Source organism: Bacillus rhizoplanae (genome assembly GCF_917563915.1).
Classification (GTDB): Bacteria; Bacillota; Bacilli; order Bacillales; family Bacillaceae_G; genus Bacillus_A; species Bacillus_A rhizoplanae.
Map to the genome: position 1 here is coordinate 100395 of NZ_CAKJTI010000009.1, position 13681 is coordinate 114075.

Sequence of the window (13681 nt, forward strand, 5' to 3'; positions counted from 1 at the left end):
GAAAAAGACAAAAGGATTCTCCAGCGGAATCCTTTTTATGTTAAAGTTTTTTTGTACGACATCCTGAGACAGATAATTTAATTACAATTTCCTTCTTGATTGATCTCCCAACATTGAGTTTGAAATCGAGTAAAAACAGCTACCCAACGATTATCTTCTTTAAAATACGCGAGAAGTGCACCATCTTGAAAAATGCCATTATCGTCAATCCATTTTTGTTTCCCTGTATTCCCTTGATTCATATGAATATCATGAAATCCCTCTAATCCGTTGCTTTCCATTAGTTTCAATTTTTTATCCCTGCTAGCTCCTCTTGGTGATTGTCGTGGGTATGCATCACCGAATATATAAATGTCCGCATTCTTTTCTTTGATTCCCATAAGAAATTCGTATATATCATCATTTAAATTCTCCCTGGCTGAGGTTGTAGGAATCTCTTTAAATAAACTTTTTATATTGTTTAAATCAAATAGCCCCATTCTATAATAATCTAAGGCAATACCGGATTGTTTTCGTTGGTCAGCATCAAAATCAAATTGATGATAACTATAATTTAATTTATTAAGCTTATTTGTTATTTCGTGTTTAAAGTCCTTATTAATATAACAAAGTAAATTAGGATTTGTGTTTTTAGCCTCCGAACGGACATTAACTACTATTCGTACTTCTTGATTAGATACATTATTTAGAACAGAAAAATGAAAGTGCGGAGTTTTATCAAATTCGCATACTGTTCCGTCTTCTAAGGTTTGTCCACCGGGTTCGGCAGTTTCACACATGATTTCTTTTATAGTATTTCCATGTGCTTTCAACAAAGCATAGATATCAATTGGCATACGACTGTCCTCCTTTTAAAGTCTGCAGTGTCATTATGCGATAACTGTAAAAACTTTATACAAATAGAAAACAGTGACAAGGGTTCTGGCGCAAACCTTGCATACTGTCAAAAAATATACAAAAATACGAATGCAGTTAAAAAAGTTTAGTTTATTATGACGGAGGCGTATCCCGCATCTCCGCTTCGTAGCTTGGATTTGAAAAAATTCACAATTGTACTTAATACGAGTTGGAGTATGCTTGTTGTATTCAGGCAGTATGAATTTTATGATAAGATATCTATACAAAATTTCATTAATTTAATATTTTTATAATGAGATTTTGGATATTAAATATGATAGGAAAAGGGGGAAGTGACTGTTAAATAGGCTGTATAATCGCAAAATCGCTAAGTATTTATTGGTAATTGATTTTTCAGTATCAATGCTGTGTTATTATATATTTCGTCATTCCTCTCTTGTTTCCTCAAATATTGGTGTTATGAGTAGTGCTGTGCTTCATTATGTATTATGTACTCGTTATGTGTTTTCAATTAAGACAAATTCATATATCGTTTTTGTGTACCTATTAACTTTTATCCCGCATTAACGGGCAGTAAGACCCCCACCTCAAGATTTAGAGAGAAGCGAGGAAGATAGGTGGGGGACAACTGCCCGTAAAAGCCCGATTGGTTCAACTAACCATCAGTGAGGGATGAAAAAACCCCCACTGATGGAAGTTTCACTTTATGGATTTTATATGATATTTTAAATATTTCGTTTCAGTATTTTAAAGTAATTTCAGTAGGAGAAATTTTTTTCTTAATTATGCAGTTCGTAATGTATTATTTACGAATGCTGAAAAATGGTTAGAGGAGAAATTGCAATGATTACAAAATATCGTTTACATTTTTATTTGAATGCAAGACATTATGTATCTATCAATGGAAATAAGTCTAATGTACATCCACATACGTGGGAAATTACATTGCTTATTTCACACGATAGAGCTGAAGAGTTAAATTTTACTCATATTGAAGATGTCATTGGAGGATATTTAAATGAATACCAGGGAACATGCTTAAATGATTCTCCTAGATTTTCAGGGAAAAATTGTACGATGGAGCAAATTGGGAAAATCTTTTTTACAGATTTAACAGAGAATTTAAGGAAAGAGCACGTGCCATTAGAAGAATTAACAATTAGTGAAAATCCAATGCGACAATATGTTATTCAAAGAGGATAGAGAGAGGAAAGTAGTATGACAATTGAACGACGAAAACGAGTTTGGCTGTTTCTTTTCCAATTTTTTTTATTAGTAGCATGCGCTTTACTTATGTCATGGTATGTGAATCGTTTCGGGCGTTATCCGTGGGGTTCGGACACTTATGGACACTTATATAAAGCAAATTTACTATATGAAGAATTTCAAAAAGGAAACTGGTATGTTAATTACAGTGCTGAATGGTATAACGGATTTCAACCATTTCGATTTTGGGCACCTTTATCTTATTATATCTTAGCTGTATTACGAATGTTTACAACGGATATGATTGGAGCTTATCAATTATTTTTTATTTTTCTTTTTATTGTAGGGGGCCTGGGCTGGTTATTGTGGGGAGTGTATACAAAACGGCAATGGCTAGCATTTTTTATTGGTATACTATGGTTCTTTGTTCCAGAAAATCTTCGCATTTTATTTGCAGAAGGAAATGTTCCCTTTTGTACTATAACATCGATATTACCATTTTTATTTTTAATATTTTACCGTGCAGTACGTGAAAAAAGAATTCACTTATATATAATTCTTTCTATATTAATGGCAATTATAACACTAATTCATCCGATGTTAACAGCTATGGTTGGTATTTCATTCTTTTTATTTTGTCTTATCGATTCAATTGTAAACAAAGAGATGATTCATAAGTTTATTGTTCTAATCTATGCTGCATTAGGGATTTGTTTATCTGGATTTTGGCTATTTCCAGCACTAAATGGCGGTATTATTGGAATGGACCGAGATGCTAATTTAGAAGTAATGGCACTACACTCTTATCCATTAACTGTTTCGTTACATCCATTTTTACGTTTTAATGATATCGAAATCTATTATTTTGGATGTTCATTTGCTTTGCTTGCTTTATTTGGTTTACTCTTTGGATCCAAAAAACAGGTGACAGGATTTTCGGTTGCATTATTAATTATGATAGGCACAACAAAACTAGCTCTACCACTCTTACAGAATATGCCTCTTGTTCAAGTGTTATGGATGCGCCGCTTTACTGCAATGGCCATGGTGATGATCTTATTTTCTTTTTTATTATGGAAAAATCTTCGTAAGTCTCTTATGTGGATGTTTATTTTGTTGTTAGCTGTTGATTCAGGTGCTTCTTTTTATACAGTTGGATTTAACCGAGAGTTTCCGAAAGGACAAGCTGAAGATTTAGATGTGGCGATTTCGGCAGCATCTCAGCGTATAGCGATGTTAGATAACTCCGAATATGGTTCTTTTCCAAGTTACTATTTATCCTATCATGGAAAACAAAATAAGGTAAAAGATCAAGTGTATGGATGGGCATGGCAAGGCGCAACAACGGCACAAAATTTAGTACAAATTAATACAGCATTAGAACATGAATATTATGATATTTTATTTGATCGTACTCTAGAAACAGGAGCGGATACATTCGTATTGAAGAAGAATTTTGTTAAGCACCCAGAGGAAATGAAGGAATCGGCCAAACAAGTAGGATATGAATTAATAAAGGAGACCCCTAGTAACTATATTTATAAATATCCTATTGAGGGGAACTTTGGAACGAAAGTGCAATATGATGGGATTGCAATTGGAAAATATGCGCCCAATATTACTTATATGTTCCCGCAATTGTTAATAGGGGACAAAATGAAAATCGATGACTACACTTTTAGCGAGTTGAAAAATTATAAAGTTGTTTACATTTCAGGATTAGCTTATAAAGATAAAAAAGTAGCGGAACAGTTAGTAAAAAAATTAGCTGATTATAATATTAGAGTGGTAATTGACACAGCTGGAATGACAGAGTCATTTCTGAATGTAAATGTGCAACCAATTTCGCTGCAAGGTGAGTATGGTGAATTATATTATAAAGATAAAAAAATAGAAACAAAACCGTTTCCTAAAAAATCAAGTGATTGGAGAACGAATGTTATTAGTAATACAAATCATTCAGAGTCAGAGTTATATGTTAATAAACAGATTTTGAATTATATTTCTACAAGCAAGAATGACAATTTAATTTTTATGTCATTAAATATTCCTTATTATACGTTTTTAACGAAAAATGAAGATACATTGAAAGTTCTTGAGGATATTTTGCAATTAAAGGCTTACACATTACCAAAAAGAGAAGTTGTACCAGTAAGTTTAAAACGGAATCATAATGAAGTAATTGTTGATAGTGAACAAGTAAATGTACTTGTACCTGTTGCAGCAATTGATGCTTTCCAAACAATAGAAGGTAAATATGAAAAAATGAATCAATTTATGAACGTGAAGACGAAACATGTGGAAGTACATGTTGGGTACCCATATATGATACAAGGTGTTGTTTTATCAGTGAGTGCTTTATGTATAATTTGTAGTTTATCGTATGGAATTTATAGAAGACAAAGAAGGGAGGGAGAAGCATGAGTTCTATTATAACTGGTATTTTATTAATTGCACTTTGTACTTTCGGTTATATGATGATGCAACGTATTGGATTACGTTTTTTTGCTTTTGTAGTAGGAAGCGTAGGTTTTTTTACAATTTGTATGATGTACTTTCTACCTTATATTGAGAAATACGCAAACTTTATGAATTCTTATGTGTTAGAGTGGATTTCGAATGTATTTCCAGTATTTGATGTGCATAGTGAACTTGCATTAATAACAATTGAAACAGGAAAAGATATTGTAACCATGGTATTGAATTATGAATGCTCTGGTGGTATTGAGTTACTTGTGTTTCTTTCTCTAGTGCTTTTCTTCCCGTTTGGAAATATAAAAACAAAGGTATTATCAACTCTTTTTGGTTTATCATTTCTATTTGTAGCAAATATTTTGCGGTTGTTATTCATTATTGTTATGACAAAGATATTTGGAGCAGAAGCATACAAGCTTGTTCATATGGTATTTGCTCGTATTCTTTTTTTTGGTTTAACAGTATATCTTTATTATGTATTATTTACACTTGTTCAAATCAGATATCAGAAAGTGGGTGAATTAAAGTGACGATGGATGCTTTTTTACAGGAAGTCTTTTTTTGGACTGTGTGGCTTATTATTCCGTTACTTGTTGATTTTCTCACTGGCTTTGGAAGTGCTATTGTTGTATTGCATGCTTACTTAAAAAAGAAAGAGATAGAATTAACCTTTTTTCCTTATGTAACCATTCTTGTTCCTGTATATAATTCTGAGAAAACATTGGGAGATTGTTTGAATTCAATTGTAGCTCAACAATATCCATTGCAAAATATACAAGTTATTTTAATTGATAATGGTTCGGAAGATAGATCTTTTGAGGTATTTCAACAATTTCAAATAGAGCATCCTGTTTTAAATATTAGATATATAAAATCAAAGCAAGGAAAAGCACAAGCTTTGAATCAAGGAATATATCTTTCACGAGGAAGATACATTTTAAATGTGGATTCAGACGGTATGCTTGATTCAAGAGCTGTTTATAATACAGTAAGAAAATTTGAACAAGATATGAGTATTTCAGCAATGACCGGTGTTGTTATGATTAATCCTGAGTTAATTCAAGAAAATAATAAACCCTTATTAAAATTATTACAGCGTTGTGAGTTGTTTGAGTATGTAGAAGCATTTTTAGTAGGGCGAGGCTACCAATCAAAACGTAATTCTATTTTTACGTTATCAGGAGCGTTTTCAGCATTTCGAAAAGAGGTATTAACAAAAACACAAATGTATAATATTGAAACGCTTGGCGAAGACACGCATATGACAACACAAATTCGTCTTATGTACAATGGAAAAGTAGCATTATGCGAAGACGCTTTTTTCTATGTAGATCCAATTGAATCTGCAGACCGTTTGTACATACAAAGGCAACGCTGGCAACGTGGCGGTATAGAAGTTACTGCTTTATTTAATAAATTCTTAAGTGAAAAAATACGAGGTAGTTTAGATGTAATTCGCTATACAATGATTAAAGATCATACATTAATTTTTTCAAGAATGATTTGGATTTTTGCGCTAGTATACTTAATGTTTTTAGATTATCCATTATATTTAATTGTAACTGCAAATATTATTCTTTATTTTTCTTATGTAGCAAATTCGTTGTTGTTTTATGTCGTTTCAAAATTGTATTTGAAGCCACAACCACATGTAAAGAAATATATGCGTAAGCATATATATACAATATTTTTACTTCCATTTTATCGTATGTTTATCTTTTTTTGCCGCCTTGCTGGAACGATTAATGCAAAAGAAAAGAAAGCAAGCTGGGATGTGCGTGCATTAAGTGAAGAAATGCAGATGATTCGTGAGAAAATGAAGAAACAGTTTTCCTTCTATTTTAAATTGAAGAAATGGATTAATGGCAGCAGTAATAAATGATTTTATATGAGCATTATTCATTAATGGAGGAGATCTACTATGAAATCTAGAAAACTACTTGCGTCACTTTTTGTCGGTATAAGTTTATTAAATATCGCACAACTACAAGTATTCGCAGAAACTAAGAAACCTCCTATTACAATTGACGGGAATTTTTCTGATTGGAATAATATGCCGTATGTTTCGGATACAAAAGGTGATGTGCCAAATGGAATGAATAATGAAGATATTACGGGTGTTAAATATTATTCTGATGGTGAATATTTATATTTGTATGTAGAAAGACAATCGGCAGGACATTCTAACCAAGATGGCTGGACATTTCACGTGATTTTTCCAGATGCGAAACAAGGCGGGAGAAGTAACTCGGAATCCATTGAGGTAAATGGTAAATGTCAAATGATTCAATATCATCATTCAATTGTAAATCTTATTAGTGGAAAAGGAAATCAATATTCTATAAGTGTAGACTCAGGAAAATACCAAGAACAAACCTTTTCTGTAAGTAGTGATAAGAAGGAACTAGAATTCCGAGTTCCCTTAAAAGAATTTGGATTAGATAAGCAGAAGGAGATCCGTTTTGCATTAAAGTCAAATATTAGTGGAGAAGTGTGTCCTGCTAAAAATACAATTGACTGGGTTCCAGACAGAGATGGCTGGATTACCATTGACAATGGTCCAACATTATGGCAATTCTCTGCAATCGTAGGATTTGGAATTGTAGGATTTGCAGCATATCGCATTCTTCGTTTTCAAAAGCGAAATAAAAACTAGTCTAATAAACGACTAGTTTTTATTTTATACATCAGATGAATAGATTACCAGATTTTAAAAAATAATTTCCAATTTTCCGGTGGGAAAATGTAAATATTTTGGTATTATTATTTTATAACGTTATATTTGATTATCTCGTTAATTGTAAGTAAGAATAAAACGTGTTATGATATTTGTATTTAAAAGTGGTAATTAGAGGTATTTATAAAGTGAAATTCTTGTCAGTGAGTTCTCCATTAAATGTTAGCTGAATGACTGGAATTTTTGCAAACGCAATCATTATCTCTATATCCTTTAAAATATAGAAATGATGATTGCTTTTCGTTAATTATAAAAAAGGAAAACGTATTGTCTTGTTATTGAAAGAGAGAAACAAGGAGAGGTAGGACATGATAGAGCAGCAAGGTCTAGTGTTACATGATTCATCACTCCAAGGAGCTATGAAAGCATTGCAAGATATAAAATTTGCTCTAGATGAATCATCAATTGTTGCTATTACTGACCGGGATGGTTATATTACATATGTAAATAATAAGTTTTGTAAAATTTCGAAATATACAAGAGAAGAACTAATTGGACAGAGTCATCGCATTTTAAATTCTGGATATCATCCAAAGCCTTTTTTTAAGCAACTATGGAAACGTATTTTAAGTGGGAAAGTTTGGCGTGGAGAAATTTGTAATAAGGCAAAAGATGGGTCCTATTATTGGGTAAACACTACCATTGTTCCTTTTCTAGATGATAGCGGGGAACCATATCAATTTGTTTCCATTCGAAACGAGGTAACAGGACGCAAAGAGATAGAGCAACGGTTAAGGGTGAGTGAAAAACGTTATCGTAAATTAGCATATCATGATGTGTTAACAGGTTTGCCAAATCGTTTACAATTAATGGCATTAGCAAATAAGCGCGTAGAAGAAAAAACACCATTTAGTCTCATTTATTTTGATTTAGATCGTTTTAAATTGGTAAATGATACATTAGGACACGCGATAGGGGATTTATTACTAGAAGAAGTGGCATCACGCCTCTACTATGTATTAAGTGATATGGAAGTGCTTTCAAGGTTTGGCGGGGATGAATTTGTCTTATTAACGGAGAAGAATACATTAAAAGATTTACAACAGTTAGCAGGTTCGATTCTTTCTCGTTTTCAGGAACCGTTCATATTAGATGGAAATGAAGCGTATGTTTCTGCTAGCTTGGGAGTATGTTCATATCCAAAAGATGGTGAAGATATAGAGTCTTTATTAAAAAATGCAGATTTATCTATGTATAGTGCGAAAGAGCAAGGGAGAAACTCCGTTTGTTATTTTACAAATGATTTACGAGCAAAAACGCATCGAAAAATGGAAGTCGAACTTGTATTGCAAAAGGCCATTCATGACGAAGAATTAAAAGTAGTGATGCAGCCAATTATTGATTTACAAACAAAGCAATACTCGGGGGTAGAGGCATTGCTGCGTTGTTATACGGAAGAAGGTCCGATTTCTCCTTCTGAATTTATTCCAATTGCAGAAGAATGTGGATTGATTTCACAATTAGGAGATTGGGTGTTAGAACGATCATGTAGAATATTTAAAACATTACCGGAATATACAGAAGGTTTGCGATTATCTGTAAATATATCTATTCAACAAATTATGCAAAATCGTTTTATACCTGTTTTGCGTAGTATATTAGCACGTACTTCATTTTCACCAAATCGATTAATTTTAGAGATTACTGAGAGTGTTGCGGTAAGGCACTTTGAGTATATTATTGCTGCCCTTCAAGAATTAAGAAATATGGGAATTTTAATTGCACTAGATGATTTTGGAACAGGGTATTCATCGTTATATTATTTAAAACAGTTACCACTTGATATTGTAAAGATTGATCGCAATTTTATTCAAGAATTTCATCATATTCAGGCACAACCTGAAAGAACAATTGTAAAATCGGTTATTGACATTGCACATAGTTTAAATATGAAGGTTGTTGCAGAAGGGGTAGAAACTGTTGAACAAGAAACGTTACTACAATCAATGGGATGTGACTATGTACAAGGATTTTATTATGCGAAACCGTTAACAGTATCAGAATTAAAAAATAAATTTTAATCGAAAAACACTAGCTCTTTAGGGAGCTAGTGTTTTTGAGTTTAACTAATTTTTGTATCAAGTGTTTCTATGTTCTTTTCAGTAGTATTTTTCATGATAAATGGATAAAGAACTAATCCAATTACGAATAATCCTATTCCTAGTAAGAACGTTTTTATATCAGCTGTCCCTGTTTTGATAACCCAAATTGAATATATAAGAGCAAGTACTGTAATTACTCCGTCAACTTTGCGAGAGCCTTGCATGACGTTGTATGTTTCACCAGTAATAATGAGTTTTAATTGATACAATGTTGAAACAAGGTACGGAATTAAATAGGCAAGTGTAGCGACAACAATTGCAAAGTTATACGCCTCTGATACTGACCCTGAAATAGTAGAGAATAAGAATATTTGTGTCATGATATTTGTTAATAATAATGAGTTCGTTGGGCTTCCTTTTTTATTTGTTTTTCCAAAGAATGCTGGGAATAATCCGCTTTTTGCTGCTTGATATGGAACTTCTGCACTTACAACGATCCAACCGACTGTAGAGCCGAATAGAGAAACAAGTGCTAGAAATGCCATAATGTATGCACCTTTATTACCAATAGCCATGTTTAATGCATCAACCAATGGTTTTTGTGATTCTTTTAGCACATCTTGTGGAAGAGCACCCATTGTTAATAATGTAATTGCTACGTAAATAAGAAGAGCAATTACTAATCCGAAAATCGTTGCTTTTTTTACATCGCGTTGTGATTTCGCACGGTTTGAAAGCATAACGGCTGACTCAATACCAATAAACGCCCAAAGTGTTGAGATGGCAGCAGCATTGACTTGTCCGCCTAATGGGATAGACTTTCCAGCTTCATTCATAAAAGTTTGACTATCGCCGAAATTAGCTGCATTAAAAATGAATAATGTAATGATAATAAACATTGTAAACCCAATAATTTTTGCGACAGTTGCCAGTAAATTCATATTACCAGCATGGTCAATATTTTGGGAAAGAATATATTGAATGCCCCATAGCATAATACTACATACAGCAAATGTTAAGGCTTTTCCAAGTTCTAATGAAAAACCATTTGTTGTGAATAAAACTTGTTTACTTTGCATAACTGGGAAAAACGTAGATAAATATCCTGCAAATGAAATGATGACAGAAGCTGTTGCAGCCCAGTTTGCAGCCCAGTAACCCCAAGCCATACTATAACCAGCAACTTGCCCAGCTTTTGGCGACTTAAACATTGCTTGGGCATAGCTTTGCGGACCAGCTTTTAAATTTGGTTTGCGCATTGCTAAGTTTCCAAATACTAGTGCAATCATAAATACCCCAAGCCCGGTAATTGCCCATGCGAGCGTCGAACCCATTGATCCTGATACTTGAGCTAAATTTGCTGGAAGCATAAACACGCCGCCCCCAACCATATTTCCAACAACGAACGCTGTTAAAATCCATAAACCCCATTTTTTTGTTTCCATGATTGTGTAACTCCTTTTTGTAGTAGTTTTTTTGTTTTATTATTTTTTGTACCTAGTGTTTTTTGGAAATAAAAAAGAGCCATGTAGATGAAAAATACCTACATGGCTCTTGATCCAACGTAGGTACAACGGGAATAACCCTTGTACCTACGCGTTTTTTTTCCGCTAGGTTCAAGGGTTTACGTATGATGATGTTGTTTTTGTGCAAATGTAACTACAGTTGTATAAGTAAGCATAGTTCTTTGCTCCCTTTCTCCTCTGATTTTGAAGTAAGTATACTACATGTTTTTTAGGAATGGAAGAGAAATGTATATATTTTTTATAAAAATTCGTATTGATGATTAAATATTTATAGTGATTTTGCTTTTATTTTGAAAACAAACAGATTTAGGAACCGATTTTCAAGATACTGTAATACAAAGAAAACAAGAGGATGACAAGGTTTTATTCAAAATGATGAGCTAATATGAACAAATCTTAGTAATGTTTTCATAAATAGAATCGCTTCTTTTAATATTTTACAAACCTGATTTGAAGGAGCTTTTAAAAATAAGCTAAGATATCACAAAGTTGTATGCGCTAGATGTTCATAAAATGAACAAAGAAGATGGAAAGTATGCTTTTGCATTTATTTCTCTTTTTACAGGGAATATTAAGGCTGTTACTGAGCGTTTGTAATATTCTTTGATGAACATGGAGGAAAGTAAATGGAAAATAGGAAGTCGGCTAGATCTCTTGTTGGGGGGATAATGTTTGTATGTGTTGTCCTTTTTAACTTTTCAAAATCAACATATGCTTATATTCCTTCTGAAAATCAAATTGTAAAGAGCAAACCAAATCATTATGGAACTGAGGGAAATCAACCAGCATATGATATTTGGGGACAAACGATTTCGCAAAAAAAGGCGAATGAGTTGTTAAAAACGAAAGAAGGCAAAGCTTTATTATCACCACAAAACGGAGCAGTGAAAATTGACAGAGAGTTATTAAAATTGGGGAGAGAGTCTTTTTATGAAGAAACATTTGGAAATGAAGTGTTTCTTACAGACATAATGGGTATTTTAAACGGTGCGTTAACTTTGGAAAATATTAAAAAAGCAATTTACGACTTGCATGGAAAAGGGACAACAAATTTACGTGTCGAACTGGCGAAAACTGTGAAAATAGGAGATAAAACGTTTGAAAAAGGAACAAAGGTTGATACTGGTTTAGATGTTTCAAGAGGTTCTAATGAAGTGTTAGGGATGCCTATTATTAAGTCTGAAGGAAGAGAGAAGATAGGAGTAAGCTGTGCTGCATGCCACGCAACGGTAACAAGAGATACAAAAAAAGTTATTGAAGGTGCTGCAAATAATGATTTTAATGGCGGTCTCATTTTAGCACTAGGGACAAATTCAGCAGCTTATTTTTCTCGTGCAGAAATTAAGTCGTTACAAGACTATATAAAAGATTTAGGGCGAACAGTAGTAACCTCTGATGGAAAAAAAGCTCCGCTTCCTGATCCAGGGATGATAGAGGAGACTGTAGATCGTACTTTATTAAAATGGCCAAGAGGAAACTTTGATGCGAGTAGTGATTTGGTGAATAATCCAACACAAATTCCAGATTCTTTTACATTTGGAGATCATCCTTATGGGTGGAATGGGTTTGCACAAGCTGGTCCGTTTAAAGGACTAAGTGTAATTAATAGTGCTGTAAATATTCAAGGATCAGATTTAACGACATTAGCACATGCTAGTCCATTCCTTTTCAAAATCGACAAGGAAGTTTATTTAGGAACAATGTTACAAAATGCAGCGAATCTAAAATATCGATATGATCCTAAAAGTGGAAAGAAACCATCTGAGTTTTTTGCTTCAGTAGACCCTACTCCAGGAGTTCCAGGAGTAAATGAGTTAATTGCGCTTCCGACATTTCCAAGGCCTTCTTTAATCTCTCCTAATGGTTTATTATCAAGTTCTCCTGGCTATCGAGTCATGGAGCAAAATAATGGAATGTCTGCATTACAAAATACATTTGTTTCCCCTAAACCACCATTATCTGTTGATGATAAGACGATGAAAAAAGGGAAGAACGTTTTTGCACGTGCAGGCTGTATTACTTGTCATGCGGGACAAACCTACACAAATAATCGAATTATTCCAGTTAACGAAATTAAGACAGAGCCATCAAGGGCAAAATCATTTGAAGCAATAGGTAAAAACTTAGCAGAGCCTATTATTTATTCACCGGATACATCTGTACCTGTACCAAAAGGAGCAAAATTGTTAAAAGTTCCAGCCTATTCATTAGATAAAGAGAAGATTAACTTAGCATATATGTTAAATAGTTCACCTGGTGGTTACAAAGTTCCAAGCTTGTTAGGGCTTTATTGGGGAGCGCCGTATTTACATGATGGAGGTGTTGCGGTTGGCCAAAACGTGGAGAGTGAACTAGGTATGACAGGAACCGTATCAAAAGGAATTGAGCCTAATCCGTTTAACAGCTTACGAGCATTAATTGACCAAAACTTGAGAAGAAAAGTAATCGAGGCAAACAAAAATTCAAAGGATTTACAAGACGCACATATTACGGGGGAAGGACATGAATATTGGGTAGATTCTTCTACAGGTTTTTCAAAGCAAGAGCAAGATGCGTTAATCAACTATTTACTCACATTAGAATAACTTAGAAGTATACTGTAGCGAACAAGCACTGAAAGATAAACAATCTATTTTTTATTCCGCTATTCGCGGGCAGGAAGATCCCCCACCTTAAGATTTAGAGAGAAGCGAAGAAGATAGGTGGAGGATAACTGTCCGTAAAAGCCCGATTGGTTCAACTAACCATCAGTGGGGGATGAAGAAAACCCCCACTGATGGAAGTTTCACTTTATTGTAAACAAAAGGATGATATAAAAAGGAAAGATGTGGTAATCT

General features: G+C 33.5%; 9 protein-coding genes. 7 read left to right on the forward strand and 2 right to left on the reverse strand.

What is annotated here, in order from left to right:
- Positions 1–77: 77 nt before the first annotated feature.
- Entirely contained in the window at positions 78–836 is a 759-nt protein-coding gene (locus tag LRP84_RS11280) for a DUF2278 family protein (RefSeq protein ID WP_230575164.1), read from the reverse strand.
- Between the two features lie 865 nt (positions 837–1701).
- Here LRP84_RS11280 and LRP84_RS11285 point away from each other — a divergent pair.
- The 6 genes from LRP84_RS11285 (at position 1702) to LRP84_RS11310 (ending at position 9297) form a co-directional block, all read left to right on the forward strand.
- Positions 1702–2061: a 6-carboxytetrahydropterin synthase gene (locus LRP84_RS11285; protein ID WP_230575165.1), complete on the forward strand. Its 360-nt coding sequence runs from the start codon at positions 1702–1704 to the stop codon at positions 2059–2061.
- A 15-nt stretch (positions 2062–2076) separates the two neighbouring features.
- On the forward strand, positions 2077–4488 hold the full coding sequence (locus LRP84_RS11290; protein WP_230575166.1) for a 6-pyruvoyl-tetrahydropterin synthase-related protein: 2412 nt from the start codon (positions 2077–2079) through the stop codon (positions 4486–4488).
- Positions 4485–5069, forward strand: coding sequence for an exosortase family protein XrtG (xrtG, locus tag LRP84_RS11295; protein ID WP_230575167.1), 585 nt, complete (start codon positions 4485–4487; stop codon positions 5067–5069). The genes LRP84_RS11290 and xrtG overlap by 4 nt, the downstream gene beginning before the upstream one ends.
- A gap of 2 nt (positions 5070–5071) precedes the next feature.
- Positions 5072–6421: a TIGR03111 family XrtG-associated glycosyltransferase gene (locus tag LRP84_RS11300; RefSeq protein WP_230575218.1), complete on the forward strand. Its 1350-nt coding sequence runs from the start codon at positions 5072–5074 to the stop codon at positions 6419–6421.
- A gap of 39 nt (positions 6422–6460) precedes the next feature.
- Positions 6461–7195 (forward strand): Firmicu-CTERM sorting domain-containing protein, encoded by a 735-nt coding sequence (locus tag LRP84_RS11305; RefSeq protein WP_230575168.1) that lies wholly within the window; start codon positions 6461–6463, stop codon positions 7193–7195.
- Positions 7196–7584: 389 nt separating this feature from the next.
- On the forward strand, positions 7585–9297 hold the full coding sequence (locus LRP84_RS11310; RefSeq protein ID WP_230575169.1) for a putative bifunctional diguanylate cyclase/phosphodiesterase: 1713 nt from the start codon (positions 7585–7587) through the stop codon (positions 9295–9297).
- Between the two features lie 41 nt (positions 9298–9338).
- On the opposite strand, the gene LRP84_RS11315 is transcribed toward LRP84_RS11310, so the two are convergent.
- Positions 9339–10763: an amino acid permease gene (locus LRP84_RS11315; RefSeq protein ID WP_230575170.1), complete on the reverse strand. Its 1425-nt coding sequence runs from the start codon at positions 10761–10763 to the stop codon at positions 9339–9341.
- A gap of 707 nt (positions 10764–11470) precedes the next feature.
- On the opposite strand from LRP84_RS11315, the gene LRP84_RS11320 reads away from it, so the two are divergent.
- On the forward strand, positions 11471–13429 hold the full coding sequence (locus LRP84_RS11320) for an electron transport protein (RefSeq protein WP_230575171.1): 1959 nt from the start codon (positions 11471–11473) through the stop codon (positions 13427–13429).
- The last annotated feature ends 252 nt before the right edge of the window (positions 13430–13681 follow it).